This is a genomic window from Natrinema sp. 74 (assembly GCF_046097095.1).
Lineage (GTDB): Archaea > Halobacteriota > Halobacteria > Halobacteriales > Natrialbaceae > Natrinema.
Map to the genome: position 1 here is coordinate 2,357,146 of NZ_CP175698.1, position 25,000 is coordinate 2,382,145.

The following is a 25,000-nucleotide window of genomic DNA, read 5'->3' on the forward strand; positions in this document are numbered from 1 at the left end:
ATTCCACCTCGCTACCAATGACCGACATCGACATCGATTCCCAACAGGCCGCGATCGACGAGTGTCAGGGCGACCCCGGCGACCGACCGGTGTTGCGCGCCCGGTTTGAACATAACGGCAGCCCGCGGTACATGCTGTACACGATCAAGCGCTTCGGCTACGATCACGACCACGGCTTTCACCTCGACCTCCGACTGGTCTCCGACGAACTCGAGTCGGGCCTCGAGACCGTCGAAGCGAAACTCCAGGCGGGCGACGCCGATCTGATCGACATCGACTATCTCTCGACGGCCCGCGAGCGCGCCGACGGTGCGCCGATCGTCGCCTTCCACCCCTACGGGCAGACGGTCGGCGGCCTCGTCGTCCCTGACGGTTCCCCGATCGAAGGCCTCGAGGACCTTTCAGGACACCGCATCGGCGTCGTCAGGCGACTCGACAAGAACTGGATCCTCGTCCGAGCGGCCTGCCGGGAGTTCCACGGCTTCGATCCCGACGAGACGGCGACGCCGATCGAGGCCGGTTCGAAGGTCGAACTCACCCGGCTGCTGCGCGACGGCGAGATCGACACCATCCTCCAGTTCTGGCAGCTCATCCCGGAGCTAGTCGAGACCGGTCCCTATCGGGAGGTGCTCCCGATGTCGCGGCTGGTCGACCGCCTGGCCGATGCCGACGGCGAGACGCCGGTTCCGATTTCGACGTTCCTGACGAGCGAAGGATATCTGTTCGACAAACCCGACGCTGTCCGCGGGTTTCAGGGTGCCTACCGGGACGCCGTCGCGCGCCTGCAGCGCGACGACGACCTCTGGACGGCGATCGGCGACCAGCTCATGTACGAGGACGACCCCACCGTCGTCCGGGCCGTCCGCGACCGGTGGCGTGAGATGGTCGTCCCCGACTGGGACGAGACTACCGTCGACGGGATGGAGCGGCTGTTCGATCGCCTGCAAGCGGTCGCCGGCGCGGACGCGCTGGGCGTCGACGAACTTCCCGAGGGGCTGTTCCGAACCGATCTCGAGGTGGAAGCGTGACCGTCTCGTTCCAACTCAACTGGGAGCCAAACGGCTTCCAGTCGCCGTACTTCCTCGCCCGCGAAGCGGGCTTCTACGAGGACGAGGGCCTCGAAGTCCAGTTCGTCGAGGGTCACGGCTCGCCCTACGCGGCCGAACGCGCTGCCCGCGGCGACGCCGATATCGCACTCGCCGGCGCGAGCGCCGTCCTGGCGAAACAGAGCGAGGGGGTCGACCCGCTCGCGGTCGCGGCGGTCACCCAGAAGACGCCTGCGGCGGTCTACACGCTGCGGGATGTCTTCGGCGAGACACTCTCCGAACCCGAGCAACTGGCGGGCCGGACCGTCGCGCCCTCCGCGACGAAGACGCGCATTCTGACGGCCCAACTGCTCGAGAACGCGGGCATTCGCGACGAGGTCGACCTGCTCGAGGTCGATCCCCACACGCACCACCGCGTCCAGCACAAGGTGATCGACGGCACGGTCGACGCGGCGGTCGGCGTCGTCACCAACGGGATCGAGATCGGCCGCGAACACGACCGCACCCCCGACGAACTCCCGATCGGCGACTACCTCGACATCTACGGCATGACGCTCGTTACGAGCCCCTCGTTCGCGGACGAGCACCCCGAAACAGTCCGCTCGTTCCTCCGGGCGACCGCCCGCGGGTGGGCCGCCGCGACGCGCGACCCCGACCGCGCGATCGACGTCCTCGTCGGCCGGAACGCCACGCTCGAGCGCAACCGGGAGATCGAGCAACTGAAGTTCGAGACCGCCGCCCGTCGGCTGCAGTTCACGCCGTACGTCCGAGCGCACGGCTGGGGCGCACAGGATCCGGCCCGCTGGCGTCGCCTCGGCGAGACCCTCTCAGAGACGGCGCTGCTCGAGGGCGAGATCGATCCAGACGCGGTCTGGACCGGCGAGTTCCGCCCCGATGCACCGATAATCGCCGACTACGCGGATCGCGTTCGGCAGACGACAGGCTAATCGCACGGCGGGTGACACACCGGCCGCCCGTTTACCGCGCGGATCACGACGGTCGACAGACATTTACTCGAGAATCACGTATTTTTCTTTCCGATGGCCACCGAGCCCGAGTACGATTTCTGGCTGCTCGACCTCGACGGCACCCTCGTCGACGTCGAATGGTCTTACACACGAGCGGTATTCGACCGGGTCGGCGACCGACTCGGCCGCGAGTTCACCGACCGACAGGCGGAGATCCTCTGGCACGGCTTGACCGGCTCTCGGGACCGCCAACTCGAGACGTGGGGCGTCGATTCCGAGGCGTTCTGGACGGCCTTCCACGAGGAGGAGGATCCGCTGATCCGCGCCGAACAGACCTACCTCCACGACGACGCCGCGTTCGTCGCCGATCTCGAGGAGCCGGTCGGGCTGGTCACCCACTGCCAGGAATTCCTCACCGAGCCGGTGTTAGACCACCTCGGGATCCGCGACTGGTTCGACGCCCGACTCTGCTGTACCGAGGAAACGGGCTGGAAGCCCGACCCGAATCCCGTCGAACGCGTGATGTCGGAACTCGGAGTCGGCCACAACGGCCACCGCGGAGTCCTCGCCGGCGATGGGGCCTGCGACGTCGGTGCGGCGTGGAACGCCGGCCTCGACGCGATCCACGTCGAACGCGTCGGCCACGAGCGCCGCGGCCAGTGCGTCCTCGGCGACTATCGCGTCCGCTCGTTCGACGAACTGTACTGAGCGGCGCTCGCGACCGGCTATCTAAGGGGTGACGCCCTTTCCGATCGAGCGAGGACCTCAGGTATGGACGTCGATAGCACGGATCGTGAAATTCTCTATCTGTTACAGGCGGAAAACCAGATGGACTCCACGCACGACGAGATCGCCGACCGGATCGGCGTCTCCTCGAGCACCGTCAGCAACCGTATTCGACGGCTTCGGAGCGCGGGCGTCCTCGAGACGTTCGCGCCGGTGATCGACTACGAGACGGCCGGCGCACCACACCACCTCCTGTTCGTCTGTACCGCGCCGATCGCCGAGCGAGAGACTCTCTGTGAACGCGCGGTCGAGGTCTCGAACGTCGTTCACACGCGCGAACTGCTGACCGGTTCGCGGAACGTCCACGTCGAAGTCGTTGGCATGAACGCCGACGATATCGAGACCACGACCGCGGAACTGGACGAGCTCGGTCTCGAGATTGACGCGGCGGAGCTACTCCGGTCCGAGTTCAGCCGCCCCTTCGACTGTTTCCGTTCGGGCGGGACGGACGACTCGGACCCCGATTGAATCCCGTGCTATCGACGGGAGCTAGTCCAGTGTTACCTCCTTCGTTTCCTGGACGGACGACAGAAACTATGTTCGGTACTGTCGAGACGCAACGGGAAATTCCATCGTACTTATACGTTTGACGACCCGTATTCGGACAATGGACTTCCAGTCACCGAATTCGACGGCGGACCACGAACCGGTCTCGATCCGCGTGGTGGAAGCCGTCGCGGCTCGAGAGCGGATCGACCCGCTCGAAGTCTCGCCCCCATTACACGAATCGATCGATCCGGCCGCACTGGACGCGTTGTTCGAACCGACGCGGATCAGTGACCGAACGACCGGGACCGTGACGTTCCGATTTCACGGTTATCGGGTCTGCGTCGATAGCGACGGGAGCATCGACCTCGCGGACGACCCCGACACCGAAAGGAATTCGGAGGTGCGGCCGGAGACGGACGCACGATGAAACACTGCCTCGACTGCGACTGGAGCGCGGATTCGACCGACCTGCCGTCCCAGTGCGCCCGCTCTCGCGCGGCAATCGAGCACCACGTCGAGACGGGCCACGCGATCGACTCGACCGAGTCGCTGGTCCGCCCGACGGTCCCCGACATCGCCGGCGAAATTTTCGTTCGCGATCTCGTCCCCTCGAGTGACTGATTAGCGAGTCACCGTATTCACGCCCTCTTACCATTGTCTCGACAGGAAAGCTTATGCCGGGATGTTCGGCTTATCGAAGCATGGCACGCGATACGCCGGTACGGAACCAAACTGCTGCGTCTGCGAACGATAGTCAACTGCCGAACCTCGTGACGATCGTCGGCCGCGGCGTCCCGTCGAACTTCGAGATCGCCGTCGACGGCGACCTCGAGATGGTCGCGGACGATCCGATGGCTGAGGGAACGGTCGTTGCCGGCGGCGTCGCCGAGGGCGCGATCGACGTCGGCGTCCAGCGCTTCCGGTTCTCCGGCCAGATGGCCAACGTTCGACTCGTCGACTGGAACGGCAACGAAGCGCCCGACTCCGAAAGCGTTCCAACGGTCCACGTCGAGTACGGCGCGCCGGGTCGGTAACTCACCGCTCGAGCGACGACACCGAGAGAGGGGTGTCCGGTCACAGCACGCAAGAGCAACTGCGCTCTATTGTTGCCCGACTCTTCCGCAGCAATAGCGTCGCGATCGCGGAGCCTCGGTTAGTCGTCGTCGGTCGCCCCGATCCCTCGCTCGCCGTTCGGGGTGACGGCCATCGACGGCGGCGTGAGCGGGCCGTCATCCGCGCCGAACTCCGGATCGAACAGTTGAAGCGCAGTGTGGATGGTGCTCCAGTCGTCTTCGGCCGCCGCCTCGCGCAGGCTCTTGGTCGGCGGCGCGAGCAACTGGTTGATGAGCGAGTCGGCCATCGCTTCGATGACTTCGCGCTGTTCGTCGGAGATATCGTCGCCCCCGAGCCTCGAGACGGCCGTCTCGACCTCCCGTTCCTTGATTCGCTCGGCGGATTCGTACATCGCGGCGATGGCCTCGTCAGCCCGAGCGCGCTTGTACTGTTCCGTGAGCAGGTCGAACTCGGTCTCGATCATCGCCTCGACCTCTCGAGCGGCGTCAGCGCGTTGCTCGCGGGTCTCCGCAGTGATCGACTCGAGGTCGTCCAGGTCGAAGACCCGGACCGCGGGTAACGCTCCGGTCGAGGGAGCGACGTCGCGGGGCTGGCCGAGGTCGACGACTACCCGTTCGGTCCCGGCCGTCTCGTCATCAGCGTCCTCGAAATGTCGGGGCCCGATGACCGGCTCTTGGCTGCCGGTCGCCGCGATGACTACGTCGGCGCTGGTCGCGACGGTCTCGAGCGCCTCGAGCGGCGCGGCGCTGGCGTCGATTTCGGCGTCGAAATCGTCGACGAGGTGGTCGGCGTGGGCGACGGTCCGGTTGGCGACGACGAGTTCGTCGACGCCCGCGGACGCGAGGCTGTGGGCGGCGAGTCCGCCCATCTCGCCGGCCCCGACGACCAGCGCGGTCGCTCCCTCGAGATCGATCTCTCGAGCGACGCGTCGCGTTGCGGCCGAGCCCAGCGAGACGACGCCCTCGTTGATCGCGGTTTCGGTGCGGGCGCGCTCGCCGACGTGGATCGCCTTCGTCACCGCGGCCTCGAGCATCGAATCGATGCCGCCGGCGTCGCGGGCGTCCTCGTATGCCGTCCGAACCTGGCCGATGATCTGATCCTCGCCGAGAATCACCGACTCGAGGCCGGCGGCGACCCGCAGCAGATGGCGTAGGCTGTCGTCGTGGTCGGTCGTGACGACGGCGTCGTCCTCGACCGCGGCGAAGAACTCCTCGAGGGCGGCCCGGCCGACGGCGTGGTCCGGGCCAACGACGTAGGCCTCGACTCGGTTACACGTCGACAGGACGTACGCTTCCTCGATATCGGGCACGGTCAGGAGGTCCGTTACGGCGGCCGCTTGGCTCTCGGGGCTGGCGGCGGCGAGTTGGTCGACGCTCCCGCTGTCGTGTGTCACTCGCGCTGCCGTGACGACCCCGGTCGAAATCACGGCCGATCATCCCCTGTAGACGGTCGTTCGCCCAGCACGTCCTCAATCACTTGGGGACAGTTAGAAGCACCCGTACGTAAAGCTGTCCAAAGGTCCGGAGAATTGACGACGTCGGTGACGACCCGCCGGCGTCGATCGGCCGGCACGTTACGCGCTTTGAGTTCCTCGCGGAGCGCCGCACAGACCCGGGCCATCTCGTCGGCCCCGTCAAGGGTTTCCTCGAGTTCCCGGCGGAGGTGCTTGCTCAGCGCGGGTGCCGTGCCGCCGGTCGAGATCGAGACGACAACGGGGTCTTCGCGTACGGTCGCGGGGACGACGACGCTGCCGGGCTGGCGCTCGCCGGATCGGTCCGCGCGGTTGACGAGTGTTCCCCGCTCGCGGGCCGCCTCGGCGACGGCTCCGTTTACTGCCGCGTCGTCGGTCGCCGCGACGACCAGCGCTGGCGCGACGCGCTCGAGCCACCCGCCGATGTCGTCGGACTCGGGTGTGGCGCGGATCAACTCGGCGTCGCCGAAGTCCCGATCGGCGAACTCGGGGCTGACGACGAGTACCCGCGCCTCGCGGGCGAACCGCCGGGCCTTTCGGGCACCGACGGGACCGCCGCCGAAGACGAGCACCGTCGCGTCAGTGAAATCGTGGAGGAGTGGAATCATCGTGGGTGATAGAGCCCGGCTGTCCAGCGTTATTGCTCCCTGGTATTTGCATCGGCGCGCTCTGCCATCCGGATTCCGGTTTTCTTCAATATTTGCGTCGAAAACAGGGAGTCCCAGTCGTCGTCGGTCACGTCCCAGTACTCGGCCATCGTTTCGCGGACCCGCTCGATGCGTCGCCGGCTCTCGTCCTCGCTGCGGCCGTGGGTCATCGCGAAGAAGTTGTACGGCCAGACTCCCTCGTGGCGCGGGCGCTGATAACAGTGGGTGACGAAGGGTAACGCGGCGATCTCGGGGCCGACCTCGGGGACGACCTCGTCGGGCACGTTCCAGACCGTCATCCCGTTTTCCGTATAGCCCAGCGCGTAGTGGTTCGGCACGACGCCGATCCGCCGGATCTTCCCCTCGCGTTCGAACCGCTTGACCGTCTCGAGCACCCAGTCGACGTTCTGTCCGATCGCGTCGGCCACGTCCGCATATGGCGTCTCGGTGAGTGAAACGCCGTCTTGGATCTCGAGGATCAGATCGCGCTCGGCCGGCGAGAGCGTCGACTCGTCGGTCGGCGTCACGTCGGGACCGAGGTCGGTGAGATCGATCCCGGCCGCCACACTGTCCCCGTCGCCGTCGAGCGGGCCATCGACGTAGAACTTGGCCTCGACGCGGAACTCCCGTTGCTTGGGCAGATTGTACGTCTCTTGACCCGTCTCGTCTTCGATTGCTGCCAGCACTTCCGCGACGCGGTCGCTCGCGGTTTCATCGCTCGGACTCGAGGCGCTTTGTGCCTCACCATCCGCGACGCTCACGACGAACCAGACGTTCAGATGTGGGTGTTCGCGCTCGTAGTTGTGAGCCACCTCACGGTGGCCGTTGACCGTCTCGACGATCTCGTCGAACCGATCAGCGGGGGCGTGCATGGCGACCAGCGTCGCCGTGCCGCCGATCTCCTGGGCGTTGACGAGCGGGCCAAACCGGGAGAGGACGCCCCGCTCGTCGAGGTCTCGAATCGTCTCGAGCAACCCTGCCGCGTCGATGTCGACCCCGCGGTCGCGCATGGCCGCTGCGGCGGGCTCGAAGGGCCGTTCCACGACGGGATACCCGCCCTGAAAGGCGTTTACGACCGCCCGCTCGCGTTCCGTGAGGTCGACGTCCGTGGTCATAGCTGACCGTCGGGACTGCGATCGTATAAGCGAACCGGGACGGTTCTCGTCGCTGCGGCCGGCTCAGCCTTCGACGCCCGTCACGTCGTGCCCGAGGTCGCGAACGTCCTCGAGAATCGCCTCGTGGTCGGCCGTCGCCCGGTAATAGATGACGATGTCGAAGCTCCCCTCCCGGAGCAGTTGCTGGCACTCCCAGACGAACTCCTCGTTCTCGAGGGTCAGCCCCTGGTGCTGGTTCGAGGAGAAGTCGGTATCGTCGTTTCCGGAATAGACGTAGCAGTCTTTCGGGTCGTGGCCCGAGTGTTCGGCGATAACATCGCCGATGTCGATCGTCGCCTGCATCATCTTGACGTCTTCCTGCCCGTCGTAGTCGGTGTGGACGATCGCCCCGTTGAGGTCGATCTCGCCCGGCTCGAGTAGTGCCTTCGCCCGCCGGTAGAGGTCATCGTCGATCGCGTCTGCCATTGTGTGGCCGTTCACGGCCGGGACGGATAGCCGTCACGATTCCGACGCTGTGAGCGACAGGTCGTATACCGAGAACCGACTCACACTCCGCGGGTACCCGTCGGCCGGACGGATCGTTGCATTGACAGATCGTCACACACAAGACACATAGTCGTCGCTGACTATTTCCCGAACAATGAAGCGGTGGCTCCGTCAGCGCGTCGACGCGGCCTACGAACGGCTGCTCTCCAGAGAAATCTCCGGCGCGCCGACCCACGTCGCGGTGATCCAAGACGGTAACCGGCGGTACGCCCGCAAGCGGGGCGGTAACGCCCACGAGGGCCACCGCGCCGGTGCCGAAACGACCGAACGCGTCCTCGAGTGGTGTCAGGATGTCGGCGTCGAGGAGTTGACGCTGTATACGTTCTCGACGGAGAACTTCGAGCGTCCCGACGAGCAAAACGAGGCGCTGTTCGACCTACTCTGTGAGAAACTCCACGAGTTCGCGGACGCCGACCGCGTCCACGAAAACGAGGTCTGTATCCGCGCCATCGGCGAGACGGAACTGCTCCCCGAGCGCGTTCAAAACGCCGTCGAGTACGCCGAACGCCGTACGTGTGACTACGATCGATTCGTGCTCAACATCGCGCTCGCATACGGCGGTCGCTCGCGACTGCTCGAGGCCGCCCGCGGCGTCGCCGAGGGCGTCGAAACCGGCGCGCTCGACCCCGCAGAGATCGATGTCGAAGACATCGAGGACCGACTGTACGACCAGCCGGTTCGAGACGTCGACCTCATTATTCGCCCCGCCGGTGAGGAACGGACCTCGAACTTTCTCCCATGGCACGCAAACGGCAACGAAGCTGCCGTCTTCTTCTGTACGCCTTACTGGCCGGAGTTCTCGAAGACGGACTTCCTGCGGGGGATCCGCACCTACGAACACCGCGAGGAGTCGTGGCGGCGGACTCGCGCCCGGCGTGCGCTGGCCCTGCTCGGAGCCGTCAGCGAACCCGAACTCGCCGAGGCCCGATCGATCGTCGACCGCTTTCGCGACTCGCTCCCCTCGAGCGAGCGACCCGAAGCCGGTGACCTCGAGGCCGGAGACTCGAGCAGCCGGATCGCAGACTGACCCGCGCCGGGGCTCGAGCGCCGACCGGTTTGGTTCACCATAAGATCTTTACCAATCATTCGAGCAACAGTAACTGCGATGTCACCCCCAGATACCGCGCCCGCCGTCGACGTCGAACGGTTCGTTCGACTCACAGACGTCCCGCTCGACGAGGCGTACGCGCTCCTTGCAAACCCCCGGACGCGCCGCTCTCTCCACGTCCTCTCGACGTGTGAACCGCCGCTCTCGGTCGACGAACTGATTCGGATCGTCGGCCGCCGGGACGACGCCGACGCCCGCGCCGTCCGCGTCTCGCTCGTCCACACCGTTTTGCCGAAACTCGAGACCCACGACGTCCTCGAGTACGATCGCGACGGTGGGACCGTTCGACTCGAGCGGCCGGTCGTCGCCGTGGACGACCCGGTCCCCGCACTCGAGAGCACCGAGCGAGCGGGACCAAACGGATCGCCGACCTGACGCGAGCGATCAGCGGCCGAACCGACGCGAGCGGTTGCAGTACTCCCGGACCGCCCGCAGGAAGTCCCGCTTGCGGAAGTCCCGCCAGTTGATGTCCGTGAAATACAGTTCGGAGTATACGGACTGCCAGATCATGAAATCCGAGAGGCGCTCCGCACCGGTTTTGATGACCAGATCCGGTTCCGAGGGGAAGACGAGGTTGTCCTCGACGTGGTCGGCGGCGATCTCGCTGGAGGTGAGCTCGCCCGCCTCGACGCGTTCGGCCAGGGTTCGAACTGCGCTGGTAAACTCGTGTTTGCCGCCGAGGCCGATTCCGATCCGGATCGGCGCATCGGCGCGCGCTTTGTCTTCCGGCCCGCGAACGGCGATCGGACGCGGTGCTTCGATCGTCTCGAGTTCGCGACGCAGGGCCGGCACCGCCGCCGCGTCGAGGACGCTCACGTAAACGGTAATCTGCGAGGCGTACTCGACAGCCCATTCGAAGAAATCGGTGAGCGTGTCGTATGCGCCGCGCTCTAGCAGGTCGCGTTCGGTGATCACGAGTGCGACATGGCCGGGCGGGTCGGCCACGTGGCGGCGGATCCGGAGGGCGAGGTACCGTTCGTACAGTCCCACGTTGATACCTTTCGTCGCCGGTAAGATACCGGTTACGGGTCGCGACGAGCACTGTGGACGCTGAGCTGGTCCCTGTCTCGGCCGTTGAGGCCGGTGAAAGCCGACTCGAGCGGGTTCACGAACCTTGAAGTAATCGCCACAGAAAGTGACCGGTAACGTGACAGCACCCGTTCGGCGAGCCGGTGTGTTTGCGGCCCTTTGTACGCTTTCGCTCGTCGTTCCGCTCTTCGATCCGCGGGTCGGGGCGGTCGTCGCCGGTGCCGTCTTGCTCGGGGCGTACGTCATCACCGGTGGGCCGCTGTTCGAACTACTCGCATATCCGGGTGACTACGAGGATTCCCGCCTCTACGGCCTTATCACGTTCGTCCTCGCGGGAGTCGCGCTCGGTCTCATGGCGACCGCGGCGTCGATGCCGGTCTCCATCTTCGTCGGGACGATCCTGCTCGTCGGCTACGGCAACCTCGGCGAACAGCTCGTGAGGTTGCGGACTGATCGGGACGTCGTTCGCGTCGTCGGCTTCTGTCTCGCCGCGACGACGGCCGCGATCGCCGGTCAACTCGTTACGCACTCGCTTACCGGCGACGCCGTCGCGTCGGCGCTTCCGATCGTCGTCTTCTTGGCCGCCAGCGGCGCGTTTCTCGCCGCGTTGCTGCGCGACGTGTTGTTGCGCTCCGACGATCCGATCGTCGTCCTCTCGGTCGGGCTCTTGCTGTGGCTACTCGCTGAACTCGAGCCGACACTCGGGACGGGCGAAATCGCCATCGCGCTCGGGATCACGGTCGCGCTCGGCTACGCCTCATACGCCCTCGAGACGGCGTCGATCGCGGGGATGCTGACCGGCGTGTTGCTCGCACTGTTGACGATCGTCCTTGGCGGCTACGGCTGGTTCGCCGTCCTCATCTCCTTTTTCGCCATCGGCGGCCTCTCGACGAAGTTCCGCTACGATCGCAAGGCGGAACTCGGCGTCGCCGAGGATAACGACGGGGCTCGAGGCAGCGGGAACGTGCTCGGTAACGCCGCCGTCGCGCTGATCGCAGTGCTCGGCTACGCGGCCAGCGATGCCGGCTTCCTTCCGCGGGATCCCGAACTGTTTCTCTTTGCCTTCGCGGGCTCGATCGCCACCGCGATGAGCGATACGCTCTCGAGCGAGATCGGTAGCGTCTTCGAGACGCCGCGACTGATCACGACGCTTGAGCCGGTCGATCCCGGCACCGACGGCGGCGTCACGTGGCAGGGCGAACTCGCCGGAATCGGCGGCGCGGTCGTCGTCGCCGCTATCGCCTACGGGCTCTTTCCGCAGGTCGAGGCCATCGGTGCGGCGATTATCGTCGCCGCCGGGATTGTCGGGATGACCGTCGACAGCCTCCTCGGGGCGACTCTCGAGGGCTCCCTACTTGGCAATCAGGGCGTGAACTTCCTCGCGACGCTGTCGGGCGCGATCGTCAGCGCGCTGTTCGTGCTCTCGTTTCTTGGGCCGAGCTGACGGCGGCGGTCGGCATCGATATGGCTTCCGTCCCGACGACAGTCGGCGTGCAAGCGTCGCAAAGCAGTGATCGGCGTCGACGGCCGTCGGACTCAGTCGTCGGCAGCGGAGAAGGCGTTCGCCGAGGCGGTGTCGGCGACTCGATCGGATCGGTCAGTGGCTCGATCGGACTGGTCGTCGGCGTCGGTCGGCTCGAGGCGTCTCTCGGTGTGTGTCCGCGTCGTCGCGGTAGTGGCCGTCGTCCAGAACATCAACAGTACCCAGACGCCGAGCAGCGCGAGCGCGGCCGATGGCGGGGGCGTCATTATCGGTCGCTCGGTCCCGGCGGCATATCAACGGACCGTTCCGACCTCGTCCGCTGGGAACGGACCGCGTTTCAGGTCTTCTCAGGTCTCTTCCGGTCGCCGCTCGGCGATTTCGTCGACCGCGTGAATCCGGACGCCGGTCGGCCGCTTGGTGAACTGCCCGAGCGAGCGCGCGATGATCTGCTCGACGCCGCGGTCGGCCGCGAGATCGAGTAGTTGCTGGCCCAGAATGTCATCGAGGATGACCGTCGTCGGCACCGTCTCGGCGGACTCGAGGGCGCTGTCGGCCTCGGCCGCGTCGGTTTCGTCGATGGGAGCAGCGTCGGCGTCGAGGAACCGAACGCGGTCGGTATTCTCGCGCACGATTGCTGTCGCGTGCCCATAGACGGTTTCCGGCCCGCGATCCTCGTCGGCGTCTGAGTCGGGCGCAGACCGCATTTGCGACTCTGCCTCTCCGTGCCCGGCCGCGGCCCCCTCGAGTTCGCCTGTCGGCTGTGTCGTCGACTGCGTTCGGGTCGGCGACTCTCCGTTCGCCCGTTCGGCCTCGGCCCTCGAAGACGATCCGTCGCCGGCCTTCGTCGCCGTGGTTCCCTCACTCGCGTCGGCGGTCGTGGACGACGATTCAGCCTCCGTCTCAGAGCCTGTATCGGAGTCGGTCGCCTCCTCGTCGACGGCCGTCGGCGATGCGGATTCGGAACCGGACGGCGGCGGTGCCGGCGTCGTGCTGCCATCGGTCGCGGCGACGGCTTCTCGCGGCTCGTTCAGTTCGGAGACGGTCTCGTAAGGCACTTTGTTCCGGAGGGCAGCGAACAGTTCGTGGTGGTCCATGTCCTCGACAGAGCCGTCGGCGGGGGCGAAAGCGACGTAATCGATGTCGCCGACCTGGGCGAGTTCCTCGAGAATCAGATCGCCGCCACGGTCGCCGTCGAGGAAGGCGGTAACGGTGCGATGGTGAGTGAGTTCGGCGACTGCGTCGGGGATGCTCGTCCCCTCGACCGCGATGGCGTTCTTGATGCCGTATTTGAGCATGGTGAGCACGTCGGCCCGGCCCTCGACGATGATGATGGCGTCGCTGTCGGTGACGCGCGGCCCGGCGGGCAGGCCCTCGTACTCGGTGATGTCCTCGACGCGGACGTGCTGGCGCACCTCCGCTAAGATCTCGTCGGAGGACATGATCGTGTCGTCGAATCCCGTCCGAAGCAGTTCCTTCGCGCGATCGACGACTTCCTTTCGCTTTGCCGCCCGTATATCCTCGATCTCTCGGATCTCGAGGTTGGCCCGACAGGGGCCGACCCTGGTGATCGTCTCGAGGGCGGCCGCGAGAGTGGCTGTTTCAACCTTGTCGAGGCTGGTCGCGATCGTCACCTGGCCGTGAGAGTTGCCGCTGGTACTTGCGATTTCGACATCGATGCGGCCGACTTTGCCGGACTGGCGGAGGTCGCGCAGGTCTAAATCGTCGCCGAGTAGGCCTTCGGTCTGCCCGAAGATCGCGCCGACGACGTCGCTGCGCTCGACGACCCCGTCAGCCGTAACGTCCGCGTGAATGAGGTATTTCGAGGTGTCTTCCATGGGAGATCTGTCCCCGCGAGGGGCGCGGTGACGCGGGAGTCGCGTACAGAGACCGGTTTATATGTAATTTCGTCCGTGGGAGGCAAATAGCTGTTGACCTCGAGAGACTCTCAAAACCGCGCTCGAACCCGGCCTGCACTCGACCGCGTCGATCTCGAGGGGTCGTCAGTACGCCGGTCGCGTTCGGTACCAGTAGACCGTCACCACGAGCAAGACGACGAGCCCACCGAGGAAAAAGAGAAGCCCCGGTGGGATGGCTCCGAACACCGCATCGGCAGCCTCGACACTTCCGTCAGTGGCGTTCCGGGCCGCTTCGTTGCCGGCGTCGAGCCCCGAACCGTCCGCGCCAGCGCTTCCGTTGGCGGCGGTTTCTGTCCCGCCGGTGTCGTTGACGCTCTCGATTCCGAATCCGCCGCTGCTCGCGCCGCCAGCCGCCCCGTCCGATTTCGGCGACCCCGCACCGCCGTCGGTGGTTCCGGTTGGGGTCGGCGCGAGCCACCGCGTGAGGACGTACTGCACCAGCAGACTCCCGCCCGCGAGCGCGCCGACGCCGCCGATGAACCGCGAGAGGGCGTCTTTCAACTGCGTCGCGCGCGATTCGTCGCTCGCCACGATCAGCGGCCCGTCGGTCGTCGCGTAGACGCTCATCTCGTTGCCCCGCGAGGAGTACCACGTGTCGACGACCTCGATGAGGCCGGCGTCCTCGAGGTTCTCCAAGTGATAGCGGACGTTCTGGATGGAGGTGTCGATCGCGTCGGCGATGTCGCTGGGCGTCGCGGGTTGATCGTCGAGATGGGCGTAGATCCGCCGGGCCGTCGTCGAGGAGAGGGCGGCGAAGACCGCGTCGGCGTCCTCGCCCTCGAGGTCGACGACGCGGGGCTGGCCCTCTTCGGCGGCCGTCTCGGAGCGAAAGGGGAACAGACGGGCCATATGGGGTTCGATTCCTATTCTCTGTCAGACACCTATACCCTTTTTCCTCGGTGAAAGAGCGATTTGAGCTACCGGAAACCGCGGGACGCGACCGCGTCGCCGATCGATGAACAATTCTCTTCGATATCGGTGTTCGAACAGTAAGAATTACCCACATCGGAGCCGACGCTCGCGTATGCGTCGCAACGAGACCGGACTCTGGCTCGCGGTGGCGGTCGTCCTCGCCGCGCTCGCAGTGCCGTGGTTCCTCTGGGGGTCGTCGACCGTCGTCGCCGGGCTGCCGGTGTGGCTCTGGTGGCACGTCGGCTGGATGGGGGTCGCGTCGGTCGTCTTCTGGGTGTTCACCCAGCGAGCGTGGGGAATCGGCATCGAACCGGCCGTGGGGGACTCGAGTGCTACACCCGATGGGTCGGCCGACCGCGCTCGAGGACCGTACTCCGGGGGTGATTCGCAGTGAACGCGGTCGCGATTCAGCTGTCGATCATCGTCGGCTACCTCCTCGTGGCGCTCGCGGTCGGGCTGGTCGCCTACCGGCTGACAGACCGCACCGCCGAGGACTTCTATCTGGCGAGCCGGACTCTCGGCACCATCGTCTTGCTATTTACGACCTTCGCGACGCTGCTATCGGCGTTTACCTTCTTCGCGGGGCCGACCATCGCCTACGAGCAGGGCCCCGAGTGGATCCTCGTCATGGGGCTGATGGACGGCATCATCTTCGCCGTCCTCTGGTACGTGATCGGATACAAGCAGTGGCTCCTGGGGCAGCGCTACGGCTACGTCACGCTCGGTGAGATGCTCGGCGACCGCTTCGGCTCACGGTGGCTTCGCGGCCTCGTCGCCGGCGTCAGTCTGGTGTGGCTGTTCCCCTACGTCATGCTCCAGCAGGTCGGGGCCGGCACCGCCCTCGAGGCGCTGACCAACGGCGCGATCTCCTACGCCGCCGGAGCCGGGCTGATCACCGTGTTCATGATCCTCTACGTCGTCGCCGCCGGGATGCGCGGGGTCGCCTGGACCGACACGCTCCAGGGGGCGTTCATGCTGGTCACAACATGGGTCGCGCTGCTGTGGGTCCTCGCGGCCGTGGGCGGCCCCGGCGTGGCGACGGACGCGCTTGCCGCCAATTCCGACACTGCCGGCTACCTCTCACTCGGCGGCGGCGTCTACACGGTCCCGTGGATCCTCTCGACGGCGATCACGATCGGCTTCGGCGTGGCGATGTTCCCGCAGGTCAATCAGCGTTTCTTCGCTGCCGGTTCGCGGACCGTCATCAAGCGCTCGCTCGCCCTCTGGCCGATCCTCTGTGTCCTGCTGTTCGTCCCCTCGTTCATGCTCGGCGCGTGGGCCGCCGGCCTCGGCGTCGCCATGCCCGACAGCGGAAACATCCTCCCGGCCGTCCTCGCCGAGTACACGCCGGTCTGGTTCGCCGCGCTCGTCATCGCCGGCGCGATGGCCGCGATGATGTCCTCCTCGGACTCGATGCTGCTGTCTGGCTCGTCGTACATCACGCGCGATCTCTACCGTCCGTTCGTCGAGCGGGATCTCTCTGATCGCCGTGAAGATCTGCTGGCCCGGGGCGGGGTCGCGGCCTTCGCCACCGCGGCGTTCGTCGTCAGTCTGTTCCAACCCGGGACGCTGTTCGCGATCGGTGAGGCCGCCTTCAGCGGTTTCGCACAACTCGCGTTACCCGTGCTACTCGCGCTCTATTGGCGGGGGACCACTCGAGCGGGGATCACCGTCGGTATCCTCGCGAGCCAACTCTTCTACGGAGCCAGCCTCTTCCTCGGCTTCGTTCCGAGCTCCTACGCAGGCTGGACGGCGGGTCTCGTCGGCATGGGACTCGGTCTGTTCGTCACCGTTACCGTCTCGCTGGTTACGTCGCCAGCGGCCGCCGAGCGACGAGCGATCTACTTCGAGAGACCGGGCGCGGACTGACGTTCAGGGCGGTATCGGCATCCGATCGCTCAGTCTGACGGCAGTTCGGCGGCGTCCGCGGACGTCCGCTCGGACTGGGTCCGTTCGAGCAGGTTCATCACGGGGTCAGCCACGACGCCGTGAACGAACACCGACGCGAGAACGACGAAGCCGACGATCGCCCAGAGTTGCTCCTCGGCGACTAGCAACTCGAGTTCGGTGACCGAGGCCTCGTTCATCGCGTACGAGAGGTAGTAGAACGAACCGATGCCGCGAACCCCGAACGTGGCGATAACCGCTCGCTCTGCCCACGGTAGCGGCGCACCGAGTAGCCCGATGAGTCCGGCCACCGGGCGGACGACGAGGACGATGGCGAGGCCGACTCCGATTTCGAGCGGCGATAGCGGCGCGAGGAGGCCGCCGGCGACGGCCCCACCGAACGTGACGAGCACCACGGCCATCAGCAACCGCTCGACCGTGACCGTGAACTCGTGGAGGTGTTCGTAGTACTCGTGTTCCCACTCGTAGTGACGGAGCTCGAGTGCGGCGACGAAGACGGCGATGAAGCCGTAGCCGCCGACGAGTTCGGTGACGCCGTAGGTGATCAGCGTGGCCGCAAGCGCCTCCGCGCCTTGCATCACTTCGGCGAGTTCGGTCGTCGAAGGCGCACCGAAAATGAGACGGGCCATCGCTTGGCCGCTAACGTAGCCCGCGACGGTGCCGACGAGTATCTTGTATCCCACGTCGACGAGCATCCATTCGCCGAGCCACGCGACCGACCCGGTTCCCGTGACCGCCGCCGCGGCGATGGCGAGGTTCGTGAACGGAAACGCAAGTCCGTCGTTGAGCCCCGCTTCTGAGGTGAGCGCGAACCGGACTTCGTCCTCCTGCTTTTTGGGATCTATTCCCGTTTCCGTCTCTTCGGTCGGCGGGCTCGCGCCGACGTCGGACGCCAACACCGGATCGGTCGGCGCGACGACCGCGCCGAGCAGGATCGCGGTGGCCGAGAGCGTGCCGATGAGCCACCACCCGAGGAGCGCGGTGACGACGATGGTCAACGGCATCACGACACCGAGCAGTCGCCACGTGATCGACCACGCCCGCGGGTCGAACGGTCGGTCGAGCTTCAACCCGGACCCCATCAGCGCGATAATGACGACGAGTTCGGTGAGCCGCTCCGTGAGGTGTGGATGCGTTACCGGGTTCGGAATCTCGACGCCGAGGGGCAGCGAGAAGAGAACCATCCCGCTGACCACGTACACCATCGGGAACGACATCGGTTTATCGGCCACCAGCCGAGGGAGAACGACGGCACCGAGAACCGCGAGGCCGACGACTATCAGTATCGCTGCGTACGTGGCCGTGGCCATTCTCGTCTCTCCTATCGGTATTCCACGTAAAGGTCCGCTGCTTGCGCGCAAACCCATAGCGGTGAATTTACCGTCAGTAGCAGCGGTCCGATCGGACCGGTGAAAGCAGTCCGGTGGGGCTGCGGATCGCCACGCTGAACGGCCCCGGCCACGTAGCCGCCGCCGATGGCCATCGACCTGCCGCCGGCGGTCGCCGACGACTGGCGTCGCGTCGCACGCCGGACCGACGATCGCAGCATCTCGCTGGCGACGATCACCGCCGAGACGACCGTTTTCGAACACCGACCGACCGCCGACGCACTCGAGCGCCTCCGCGCCGACGGCGACGTTCCGGCGCGATCGCTGTTTACCGTCGACGTACGCGTCAGCCCCTCGCTCGAGACGATCGGTCTCGATTCGGCCGACGCACTCGAGGTGGCCGCCCCGAAGGCCCGCGAACAGGTGGTCGACACCCTCACGAACGACGGGATCGTGGTCCGCGGAGAGCGCGCCAGCGAGTACATCGATCGACCGGACGGGGCCGTCGGCCACCTCTCCGTGCTCGAGGCCGAGTATCCGATCGACTCGGCGAACACGCCCGACGACGGCACTGACACCGACGCGGCGACGATCGATGCCGAAGCACACGCGGCCGTCTGGCCGGCCGCCGACGCGTACGTCGTGGCCGGCGGCCTCTTCCCGCTCGAGACACCCGACGGTGCGGACCTGCTCGCGGCCGCCCTCGACGTCGATCCGGCCCGCGACCGCGAAGGGATCGTCGACCTGTTCCGGGGGCTCCCGCTCGAGTCGGGCGGCGATCGTCGATAGCCGGTACGTCGATCACCGGGATTCGGCGTGAAAGAAGATGAGTTATCTGTCTGGAGTCGAGCGGTTCAGATGACACCCTTTCAGAACTACCATGTCTGGCAAGTACGACCTCGTTATCGTCGGTGGCGGAATCAGCGGCGCATCTCTCCTGTATACCACCGCGAAGTTCACCGACATCGACTCCATCGCACTGATCGAGAAAGAAGCCGAGATTGCGGCGATCAACTCCCACCACACGAACAACTCCCAGACGCTGCACTTCGGGGACATCGAGACCAACTACACCCTCGAGAAGGCCGAGGAGGTCAAGGAAGGCGCGGAGCTCCTCGCCGGCTACCTCGAGAACCACGATCCCGACCGGGAGATGCACGCGAAACGCAGCAAGATGGTCCTCGGGGTCGGCGACGAGGAGGTCGCCAAGCTCGAGCAACGCTACGACGACGAAGGCTTTGGCGACCTCTTCCCGAAGCTACAGCCGATCGGCCGCGATGAAATCGCCGACATCGAGCCGAAAGTCGTCGAGGGCCGCGATCCCTCGAAGGACATGCTCGCCTTGCAGACCTCCGACGGCTACGTCGTCGACTACGGCGAGACGACGAAGTCGTTCGTCGAGGAGGCACGCGAGGAAGCCCACGTCGACGTCTTCACCGGGACGAAGGTCGAAGACATTACGCCGACGCTGGACGGCTACACGATCGAGACGAACGCCGGCCGGTTCGACTGCGACGCGACCGTCGTCGCCGCCGGCTCGCACAGCCTCCAGATCGCGAAGGAACTTGGTTACGGGCAGGACAAGGTCTTGCTCCCCGTCGCCGGGAGCTTCTTCCTCGCCGACGACCTCCTGAACGGGAAGGTCTACACGCTCCAGATGAAGAAGCTGCCCTTCGCGGCCGTCCACGGCGACGCCGACGTCCACGACGATAGCATCACGCGATTCGGCCCGACCGCAAAGCTCGTCCCGGCCCTCGAGCGCGGCCGCATCTCGACTGTCACCGACTTCCTCGACGTCTTCGGGCTGAATGCGGCGGCGTTCCTGAGCTACGCCAACATCCTCTCGGACCGCATTCTGCTGCCCTACGTCCTCCGGAACCTCGTCTACGACCTCCCCGAAGTCGGACCAAAGCAGTTCCTCCCGCACGTCCAGAAGGTCGTCCCGAGCGTCGAACTCGACGACATCGAACGCGCGAAGGGGTACGGCGGCGTCCGACCCCAGATCGTCGACACGAAGAACAAGTCCCTGGACATGGGCGAGGCCAAGATCGTCGGCGACGACATCATCTTCAACATCACGCCGTCGCCGGGTGCCTCGACCTGTCTCAAAAATGCGATGCGCGATACGCACACGCTACTCGAGTTCCTCGGCGACGAGTACGAGTTCGACGAGTCCGCGTTCCGCGAGGAGACGATCGGCAACTTCCCGCGCGCGAACTGACCGGCCAGCGATCCCGCGTCTCTCGAACTGGCGACCACGGGATTCGCTCCAGTGAGAGAACACGCTGTTTTTCGAGCCGCAGATCGCCGGTTTTGCCTCGCCGTTTCCGGTCGGCGCTAGCGTGGCGTTCGTCGAGCAAGCTGGCCGTCGACTCGGTGGTTTTGTAACCGCCCCCGCCTCACTGTCGACCATGCAAACCCACATCGTCCCGGTCGGCTTCGACTACGACCGGCTGATCGCACCGCTCGTGCGCGATCAGATCGACGTCGACAGCGTCATCCTCCTCGAGGGGGCCGTCGGCAGTGAGGCCAACGTCGAGTACTCTCGGCACCTCTCGAAGAAACTCGAGACGGACTTCAAGAACTTGCTCGGTGCCGAAACGGAGCGATTCGTTCTCGAGGACGTCTACGACTACGACGAGGCCTTCGAGCAGGCCTACGATCTCATCACCGCGGAACTCGACCGGGGCAACGAGGTCTGGGTCAACGTCGCCGCGATGCCCCGGACCGTGAGCTTTGCCTTCGCGACCGCCGCCCACTCGCTGATGGTCGAACGCCAGGAAGACCGCGAGGGGATCCACACCTACTACACCGCCCCCGAGAAGTATCTCGAGACCGAACTCGCCGAGGAACTGCGCGAGCAGATTACGCTGCTCGAGGACCTCCGCGAGGACGAGTCGGGGGTCCGAACCGGTCGAATCGAGAGCCGCCTTGAGAGTGCCCGCGACCTCTTGGACGAGTTCGACGAGCGCGGGACGACGATCGGTGCGAAGGAGATCGGCGGCAAGCACATCGTCGAGTTGCCGGTGGCTCCTTTCTCGAACGTCAAACCCTTCGAGGAACTCATCCTGTACAAACTCGGGGAAGACGGCGAGTTCGACTCCGTCTCGGAGCTCGCCGAATCGCTGGCCCGCGAATTAAACGAGGAGTATACCGACAGCTTCCGATCGAAGGTCATCTACAACGTCGATCGCCTCGGGCCGGGCGGCAAGGGCTACATCGAGCGCGAGGAACACGGCAAGTCCTACCGGACGCGGCTGTCTCGGATCGGCGAGTTGTGGGTGCGTGCCCACTCCGACGACGGGTTGCAGTAGCGCGCGACGGCGGGTTCTCTGTCTCGATTTCGGCCTCGACCGATGCTCAAGGGGGCACCTCTCTCGTGACTCGAGCGATCGACGACGAAACACCTAACATCGTTCCCGGGGCAAAAGGCACGTATGGCCGAGTCCGTCGCGGCGAGAGACGACTCGTTCGACGCCCCGCCCGGCACCGTTTTGGTAGGGGCTCCGTAGCCCCGTTTCCCAACCCCGTTTCGACGGATGTATTGTCGCCGACCAGCATTCACAGCACAACGACCGCTCTATGGACGATAGCCAACGTTACGGACGGACGACGCAGCGACGACGCCCACAACGGGCGGTGAGAGCATGAGCATGGACGCGCCGGAGCAGGAGGACGAACCGAGCCTCGAGGGCGGCTACGACCCCGAAACGGTCGAGTCGCGCTGGCAGCAGCGCTGGATCGACGCGGACGTCTACGCTTATGAGAGCAACGAACAGCGGGACCCGAACACGGTCTATTCGATCGACACGCCGCCGCCGACGGTCTCCGGCAGTCTACATATGGGCCACCTCTACGGCTCCACCCTGCAGGACTTCGCCGCGCGCTTCCAGCGGATGCACGACGGCGACGTGCTCTTTCCCTTCGGCTACGACGATAACGGGATCGCAAGCGAGCGCCTGACCGAGAAGGAACTCGACATCCGCCATCAGGAGTACGAGCGCCGCGAGTTTCAGGAACTCTGCCGCGAGGTCTGTGCGGAATACGAGGCCGAGTTTACGGAGAAGATGCAGAATCTCGGGACCTCGATCGACTGGAATAACACCTACAAGACGATCGAGCCCCGAGTTCAGCGGGTCTCGCAACTGTCCTTCCTCGACCTCTACGAAAAGGGGCGGGAGTACCGCAAAAAGGCCCCAGCGATCTGGTGTCCGGAGTGTGAGACGGCCATTTCGCAAGTCGAGATGGAAGACGACGAGCGCGGCTCGCACTTCAACGACATCGCGTTCGAACTGGTCGGAGACGATGCGCCGCGAGATGAGTTCGTTATCTCCACCACTCGTCCCGAACTGATCCCGGCTTGCGTCTCCGTCTTCGTCCACCCTGACGACGAGGATAATCAGGACCTCGTCGGTGAGACCGCCCAGATTCCGCTGTTCGGCCACGAAGTGCCGATCATCGAAGACGAGCGCGTTGACATGGAGAAGGGCAGCGGCGTCGTGATGTGCTGTACCTTCGGCGACCAGAACGACATCGAGTGGTACCAGGCCCACGACCTGCCGCTCCGGGTCGCTATCGACGAGTCCGCGACGATGACCGACCTCGCCGGCGATTACGAGGGGATGTCGACCGAGGAGGCCCGCGAGGCCATCGTCGAGGACTTAGATGACGCAGGCTACCTGCGCGACCGCTGGGAGATCACCCACGCGGTCCAGGTCCACGAGCGGTGTGACACGACCGTCGAGTACCGCGTCTCCAAGCAGTGGTACGTCGAGATCCTCGACCACAAAGAGGAGTACCTCGAGGCCGGTCGGGAGATGGACTGGTACCCCGAGAAGATGTTCAGCCGCTACAAGCACTGGATCGAGGGCCTCGAGTGGGACTGGCTGATCTCCCGTCAGCGCGACTCGGGGATCCCGTTCCCGGTCTGGTACTGCGCGGACTGCGACCACGAGATCATGGCCGAGCGCGAGGACCTACCGGTCGATCCCCTGAGCGACGAGCCGCCGGTCGACAGTTGCCCCGAGTGCGGGGGCGACGAGTTCGAGGCCGAGGAGGACGTCTTCGACACCTGGGCCACGTCCTCGCTGACCCCGCTGATCAACGCCGGCTGGGACTGGGATGCAGAGAGCGAGGAGTTCACGATGGAACAGCCCGAGCTCTACCCGTTCGATCTGCGCCCGCAGGGCCACGACATCATCTCCTTCTGGCTGTTCCACACCATCGTCAAGTGCTACGAGCACACCGGCGAGGTGCCCTTCGACGCGACGATGATCAACGGCCACGTGTTAGACGAGAACCGCGAGAAGATGTCTAAATCGCGGGGCAACGTCGTCGAACCCGACGAAGTGCTCGCGGAGTACCCCGTCGACGCGGTCCGGTTCTGGGCGGCCAGCGCCGCCGTCGGCGATGACTTCCCCTACCAGGAGAAGGATCTCCGGGCCGGCGAGAAGCTCCTGCGCAAGCTCTGGAACGCCTCGAAGCTTGTCGATACGCTCGCGCCGCGCGACCCCGACGAGCCCGCCGAACTCGAGGCGATCGATCGCTGGCTGCTTGCGGAACTCGACGACGCCGTCGCCGCTTTGACCGATCATCTCGAGGCCTACGAGTTCGCGAAGGCCCGCGACCGCCTGCGGACGTTCTTCTGGAACACCTTCTGTGACGACTACCTCGAAATCGCCAAAACACGCGAGGACGAGCCCTCGACGCAGTACGCGCTGCGGACCGCACACCGGACGTTCCTCGAGCTGTGGGCCCCGTTCTTGCCCCACGTCACCGAGGAGATCTGGCAGGCCGTCTATGCGGACAGCGAGGCGCATAGCGCCTCAGAAGAGTCGAGCGGTGAGCGGGGCGAGCCGCGAGACGACGGCGAACTCAACAGCGTTCACACCCGCGACTGGCCCGCCCCGCAGGGGTACGAGGCCGACCTCGAGGCCGGTGAGACCGCCATGGAGGTCATCTCCGCGCTGCGCCGGTATAAGAGCGAAAACCAGTTGCCGCTGAACGCCAATCTCGAGTCGGTGGCCGTCTACGGGCCGGTCGACGGCTTCGAGGGCGCGATCCAGCACGTGATGCACGTCCAGGAGCTGACGGTGCTCGAGGAACAGCCAGAGATCTCGACCGAAGTCGCGTCGATCGACCTCGATTACTCGACGCTCGGCCCCAAATTCGGGTCGAAAGTCGGTGAAATCGACGACGGTATCGAGAGCGGTGAGTACGAAATCGATGACGATGCGGGTCTCCTTCGGGTCGCGGGCGAAGAACTCGAGGATGACCTGTTCGACGTCGAGTTCGAGCGGACCTACTCGGGTGCGGGCGAGATGATCGAGACCGAGTCGGCGGTCGTCATCCTCGAGTAACGCGGTCACAGAACAAGATCGCTCGAGTCGGCTGCTACGACCGACTTTCGATCGACTCACACTTCTTCACTCGAATCGCGAGCGCGAGAAACAGCGCCAGAACGACGGCCGTCACTTCGCCCGCGGCGATCACGCCCAGCGCGTCGGCCTCGAGGAACATCGCGGTCTCCCGTGCGACTGGAATGATCGTGTGGTGGGGCTCGCCGACGATCGGGACGAAGTAGTCGACGAGCAGGTTGCTCCAGTACCAGACGGCTGCGACCGCCACCGCCCAGACCGGAAACTCGCTGATTCGGTAGAGGACGAACGCCTGGACGACCATCGCGAGGTGACTCCAGAAGAGGAAGTTGTACATCACCGGGGAGAGGTACGAATAGGAGTCAGCGAACGCAAGCAGCGTGTACGGAGTCCACAACCCGAGTACGATGTTGCCGAAAAACGCCAGCGCAGTCAGCCACGGCTGTTCGCGGCCCAGCTTCCAGGCGGCGATCGCCAGCGCGACAAACAGCGTCGCGAGCGGGCTGTCGGGCACCCAGGGCCACATCGCGGCCGGGGTCACGGCGAACTGACTAGAGTAGTACCAGAAGCCGAAGGCCGTTCCCGCGAGGTTGATCGCCACGACGAGCCACGCGAATCGCAGTCCGAGCTCCTCGAGTGTACGCGGAACGGGGGTGAGATACGCCGGTAGCGACTCGCCGTCGGCGCGGTCGCGGTCCGCCATCCCAGTCAACGCGGTCATCGTCCAGCGCGACGGCCGGAACCCGCAAAACAGTAGCGGTCTCGAGGGCGACCATACATCACTACGTCGTGTCCCG

General features: G+C 65.5%; 26 protein-coding genes. 16 read left to right on the plus strand and 10 right to left on the minus strand.

Going from position 1 to position 25,000, the window contains the following annotated elements; all coding sequences use genetic code 11:
• Positions 1-17 precede the first annotated feature (17 nt).
• The 7 genes from ACJ70B_RS11695 to ACJ70B_RS11725 all read left to right on the plus strand — a co-directional run bounded on the left by ACJ70B_RS11695 (position 18) and on the right by ACJ70B_RS11725 (position 4,323).
• Entirely contained in the window at positions 18-1,028 is a 1,011-nt protein-coding gene (locus ACJ70B_RS11695) for an ABC transporter substrate-binding protein (protein ID WP_408957167.1), read from the plus strand.
• Entirely contained in the window at positions 1,025-1,993 is a 969-nt protein-coding gene (locus ACJ70B_RS11700; RefSeq protein ID WP_408957168.1) for an ABC transporter substrate-binding protein, read from the plus strand. Before ACJ70B_RS11695 ends, ACJ70B_RS11700 begins: the two co-directional genes overlap by 4 nt.
• Positions 1,994-2,086: 93 nt before the next feature.
• Positions 2,087-2,722, plus strand: coding sequence for an HAD family hydrolase (locus ACJ70B_RS11705; protein ID WP_408957169.1), 636 nt, complete (start codon positions 2,087-2,089; stop codon positions 2,720-2,722).
• A gap of 63 nt (positions 2,723-2,785) precedes the next feature.
• Entirely contained in the window at positions 2,786-3,268 is a 483-nt protein-coding gene (locus ACJ70B_RS11710) for an Lrp/AsnC family transcriptional regulator (RefSeq protein ID WP_408957170.1), read from the plus strand.
• A 139-nt stretch (positions 3,269-3,407) separates the two neighbouring features.
• Entirely contained in the window at positions 3,408-3,716 is a 309-nt protein-coding gene (locus ACJ70B_RS11715) for a HalOD1 output domain-containing protein (RefSeq protein WP_408957171.1), read from the plus strand.
• Positions 3,713-3,910: a hypothetical protein gene (locus ACJ70B_RS11720; protein ID WP_408957172.1), complete on the plus strand. Its 198-nt coding sequence runs from the start codon at positions 3,713-3,715 to the stop codon at positions 3,908-3,910. Before ACJ70B_RS11715 ends, ACJ70B_RS11720 begins: the two co-directional genes overlap by 4 nt.
• Positions 3,911-3,990: 80 nt before the next feature.
• Positions 3,991-4,323 (plus strand): hypothetical protein, encoded by a 333-nt coding sequence (locus ACJ70B_RS11725; protein WP_408957173.1) that lies wholly within the window; start codon positions 3,991-3,993, stop codon positions 4,321-4,323.
• Between the two features lie 119 nt (positions 4,324-4,442).
• Here the strand turns inward: ACJ70B_RS11725 and hemA are convergent, their stop codons facing one another.
• The 4 genes from hemA to ACJ70B_RS11745 all read right to left on the minus strand — a co-directional run bounded on the left by hemA (position 4,443) and on the right by ACJ70B_RS11745 (position 8,061).
• A complete protein-coding gene (hemA, locus tag ACJ70B_RS11730; RefSeq protein ID WP_408960106.1) occupies positions 4,443-5,786 on the minus strand; it encodes a glutamyl-tRNA reductase in 1,344 nt (447 codons plus the stop codon).
• The gene (locus ACJ70B_RS11735) at positions 5,786-6,442 is read right to left on the minus strand and encodes a bifunctional precorrin-2 dehydrogenase/sirohydrochlorin ferrochelatase (protein ID WP_408957174.1); all 657 of its coding nucleotides are present in this window, start codon (positions 6,440-6,442) and stop codon (positions 5,786-5,788) included. The genes hemA and ACJ70B_RS11735 overlap by 1 nt, the downstream gene beginning before the upstream one ends.
• A gap of 29 nt (positions 6,443-6,471) precedes the next feature.
• A complete protein-coding gene (locus ACJ70B_RS11740) occupies positions 6,472-7,596 on the minus strand; it encodes an Lrp/AsnC family transcriptional regulator (protein ID WP_408957175.1) in 1,125 nt (374 codons plus the stop codon).
• A 63-nt stretch (positions 7,597-7,659) separates the two neighbouring features.
• The gene (locus tag ACJ70B_RS11745; protein ID WP_408957176.1) at positions 7,660-8,061 is read right to left on the minus strand and encodes a DUF5778 family protein; all 402 of its coding nucleotides are present in this window, start codon (positions 8,059-8,061) and stop codon (positions 7,660-7,662) included.
• Positions 8,062-8,236: 175 nt separating this feature from the next.
• Between ACJ70B_RS11745 and uppS the strand changes: the two genes are divergently transcribed.
• The gene (gene uppS, locus ACJ70B_RS11750; protein WP_408957177.1) at positions 8,237-9,169 is read left to right on the plus strand and encodes a polyprenyl diphosphate synthase; all 933 of its coding nucleotides are present in this window, start codon (positions 8,237-8,239) and stop codon (positions 9,167-9,169) included.
• A 78-nt stretch (positions 9,170-9,247) separates the two neighbouring features.
• On the plus strand, positions 9,248-9,625 hold the full coding sequence (locus ACJ70B_RS11755) for a hypothetical protein (RefSeq protein ID WP_408957178.1): 378 nt from the start codon (positions 9,248-9,250) through the stop codon (positions 9,623-9,625).
• Positions 9,626-9,634: 9 nt separating this feature from the next.
• Here the strand turns inward: ACJ70B_RS11755 and ACJ70B_RS11760 are convergent, their stop codons facing one another.
• On the minus strand, positions 9,635-10,240 hold the full coding sequence (locus ACJ70B_RS11760; protein WP_408957179.1) for an undecaprenyl diphosphate synthase family protein: 606 nt from the start codon (positions 10,238-10,240) through the stop codon (positions 9,635-9,637).
• A 157-nt stretch (positions 10,241-10,397) separates the two neighbouring features.
• Here ACJ70B_RS11760 and ACJ70B_RS11765 point away from each other — a divergent pair, with 157 nt between their 5' ends.
• On the plus strand, positions 10,398-11,723 hold the full coding sequence (locus tag ACJ70B_RS11765) for a DUF92 domain-containing protein (protein ID WP_408957180.1): 1,326 nt from the start codon (positions 10,398-10,400) through the stop codon (positions 11,721-11,723).
• Between the two features lie 92 nt (positions 11,724-11,815).
• Here ACJ70B_RS11765 and ACJ70B_RS11770 read toward each other — a convergent pair whose 3' ends face one another.
• The 3 genes from ACJ70B_RS11770 to ACJ70B_RS11780 all read right to left on the minus strand — a co-directional run bounded on the left by ACJ70B_RS11770 (position 11,816) and on the right by ACJ70B_RS11780 (position 14,527).
• A complete protein-coding gene (locus ACJ70B_RS11770; RefSeq protein WP_408957181.1) occupies positions 11,816-12,028 on the minus strand; it encodes a hypothetical protein in 213 nt (70 codons plus the stop codon).
• Between the two features lie 81 nt (positions 12,029-12,109).
• Positions 12,110-13,597, minus strand: coding sequence for a DNA primase DnaG (gene dnaG, locus ACJ70B_RS11775; RefSeq protein WP_408957182.1), 1,488 nt, complete (start codon positions 13,595-13,597; stop codon positions 12,110-12,112).
• A gap of 165 nt (positions 13,598-13,762) precedes the next feature.
• Positions 13,763-14,527, minus strand: a complete 765-nt coding sequence (locus ACJ70B_RS11780) for an ArsR/SmtB family transcription factor (protein ID WP_408957183.1) — start codon at positions 14,525-14,527, stop codon at positions 13,763-13,765.
• Between the two features lie 175 nt (positions 14,528-14,702).
• Between ACJ70B_RS11780 and ACJ70B_RS11785 the strand changes: the two genes are divergently transcribed.
• Both ACJ70B_RS11785 and ACJ70B_RS11790 read left to right on the plus strand, forming a co-directional pair.
• Positions 14,703-14,984 (plus strand): DUF3311 domain-containing protein, encoded by a 282-nt coding sequence (locus tag ACJ70B_RS11785; RefSeq protein WP_408957184.1) that lies wholly within the window; start codon positions 14,703-14,705, stop codon positions 14,982-14,984.
• Positions 14,981-16,459, plus strand: coding sequence for a sodium:solute symporter (locus ACJ70B_RS11790; RefSeq protein ID WP_408957185.1), 1,479 nt, complete (start codon positions 14,981-14,983; stop codon positions 16,457-16,459). The genes ACJ70B_RS11785 and ACJ70B_RS11790 overlap by 4 nt, the downstream gene beginning before the upstream one ends.
• A gap of 29 nt (positions 16,460-16,488) precedes the next feature.
• Here the strand turns inward: ACJ70B_RS11790 and ACJ70B_RS11795 are convergent, their stop codons facing one another.
• The gene (locus ACJ70B_RS11795) at positions 16,489-17,808 is read right to left on the minus strand and encodes a cation:proton antiporter (protein WP_408957186.1); all 1,320 of its coding nucleotides are present in this window, start codon (positions 17,806-17,808) and stop codon (positions 16,489-16,491) included.
• Between the two features lie 165 nt (positions 17,809-17,973).
• Between ACJ70B_RS11795 and ACJ70B_RS11800 the strand changes: the two genes are divergently transcribed.
• The 4 genes from ACJ70B_RS11800 (at position 17,974) to ACJ70B_RS11815 (ending at position 24,185) form a co-directional block, all read left to right on the plus strand.
• Positions 17,974-18,615 (plus strand): hypothetical protein, encoded by a 642-nt coding sequence (locus tag ACJ70B_RS11800; RefSeq protein ID WP_408957187.1) that lies wholly within the window; start codon positions 17,974-17,976, stop codon positions 18,613-18,615.
• A 91-nt stretch (positions 18,616-18,706) separates the two neighbouring features.
• Positions 18,707-20,047 carry an FAD-dependent oxidoreductase gene (locus tag ACJ70B_RS11805; RefSeq protein WP_408957188.1) on the plus strand — a complete coding sequence of 447 codons (1,341 nt, stop codon included), beginning with the start codon at positions 18,707-18,709 and terminating at the stop codon, positions 20,045-20,047.
• 190 nt (positions 20,048-20,237) lie between these two features.
• The gene (locus ACJ70B_RS11810) at positions 20,238-21,140 is read left to right on the plus strand and encodes a DUF6293 family protein (RefSeq protein WP_408957189.1); all 903 of its coding nucleotides are present in this window, start codon (positions 20,238-20,240) and stop codon (positions 21,138-21,140) included.
• 339 nt (positions 21,141-21,479) lie between these two features.
• Positions 21,480-24,185, plus strand: coding sequence for a valine--tRNA ligase (locus ACJ70B_RS11815; protein WP_408960107.1), 2,706 nt, complete (start codon positions 21,480-21,482; stop codon positions 24,183-24,185).
• Between the two features lie 34 nt (positions 24,186-24,219).
• Here the strand turns inward: ACJ70B_RS11815 and ACJ70B_RS11820 are convergent, their stop codons facing one another.
• Positions 24,220-24,924: a DUF1405 domain-containing protein gene (locus ACJ70B_RS11820; RefSeq protein WP_408957190.1), complete on the minus strand. Its 705-nt coding sequence runs from the start codon at positions 24,922-24,924 to the stop codon at positions 24,220-24,222.
• Positions 24,925-25,000 lie beyond the last annotated feature (76 nt).

Coding starts and splice junctions, on each gene's coding strand:
- ACJ70B_RS11805 (WP_408957188.1), top strand. CDS start 18,707: ATGTCTGGCAAGTACGACCTCGTTATCGTCGGTGGCGGAATCAGCGGC.
- ACJ70B_RS11710 (WP_408957170.1), top strand. CDS start 2,786: ATGGACGTCGATAGCACGGATCGTGAAATTCTCTATCTGTTACAGGCG.
- ACJ70B_RS11705 (WP_408957169.1), top strand. CDS start 2,087: ATGGCCACCGAGCCCGAGTACGATTTCTGGCTGCTCGACCTCGACGGC.
- ACJ70B_RS11735 (WP_408957174.1), bottom strand. CDS start 6,442: ATGATTCCACTCCTCCACGATTTCACTGACGCGACGGTGCTCGTCTTC.
- ACJ70B_RS11785 (WP_408957184.1), top strand. CDS start 14,703: ATGCGTCGCAACGAGACCGGACTCTGGCTCGCGGTGGCGGTCGTCCTC.
- ACJ70B_RS11820 (WP_408957190.1), bottom strand. CDS start 24,924: ATGACCGCGTTGACTGGGATGGCGGACCGCGACCGCGCCGACGGCGAG.
- ACJ70B_RS11800 (WP_408957187.1), top strand. CDS start 17,974: ATGGCCATCGACCTGCCGCCGGCGGTCGCCGACGACTGGCGTCGCGTC.
- ACJ70B_RS11755 (WP_408957178.1), top strand. CDS start 9,248: ATGTCACCCCCAGATACCGCGCCCGCCGTCGACGTCGAACGGTTCGTT.
- ACJ70B_RS11795 (WP_408957186.1), bottom strand. CDS start 17,808: ATGGCCACGGCCACGTACGCAGCGATACTGATAGTCGTCGGCCTCGCG.
- ACJ70B_RS11725 (WP_408957173.1), top strand. CDS start 3,991: ATGGCACGCGATACGCCGGTACGGAACCAAACTGCTGCGTCTGCGAAC.
- dnaG (WP_408957182.1), bottom strand. CDS start 13,597: ATGGAAGACACCTCGAAATACCTCATTCACGCGGACGTTACGGCTGAC.
- ACJ70B_RS11740 (WP_408957175.1), bottom strand. CDS start 7,596: ATGACCACGGACGTCGACCTCACGGAACGCGAGCGGGCGGTCGTAAAC.
- ACJ70B_RS11715 (WP_408957171.1), top strand. CDS start 3,408: ATGGACTTCCAGTCACCGAATTCGACGGCGGACCACGAACCGGTCTCG.
- ACJ70B_RS11770 (WP_408957181.1), bottom strand. CDS start 12,028: ATGACGCCCCCGCCATCGGCCGCGCTCGCGCTGCTCGGCGTCTGGGTA.
- ACJ70B_RS11720 (WP_408957172.1), top strand. CDS start 3,713: ATGAAACACTGCCTCGACTGCGACTGGAGCGCGGATTCGACCGACCTG.
- uppS (WP_408957177.1), top strand. CDS start 8,237: ATGAAGCGGTGGCTCCGTCAGCGCGTCGACGCGGCCTACGAACGGCTG.
- ACJ70B_RS11780 (WP_408957183.1), bottom strand. CDS start 14,527: ATGGCCCGTCTGTTCCCCTTTCGCTCCGAGACGGCCGCCGAAGAGGGC.
- ACJ70B_RS11815 (WP_408960107.1), top strand. CDS start 21,480: ATGGACGCGCCGGAGCAGGAGGACGAACCGAGCCTCGAGGGCGGCTAC.
- ACJ70B_RS11810 (WP_408957189.1), top strand. CDS start 20,238: ATGCAAACCCACATCGTCCCGGTCGGCTTCGACTACGACCGGCTGATC.
- ACJ70B_RS11745 (WP_408957176.1), bottom strand. CDS start 8,061: ATGGCAGACGCGATCGACGATGACCTCTACCGGCGGGCGAAGGCACTA.
- ACJ70B_RS11695 (WP_408957167.1), top strand. CDS start 18: ATGACCGACATCGACATCGATTCCCAACAGGCCGCGATCGACGAGTGT.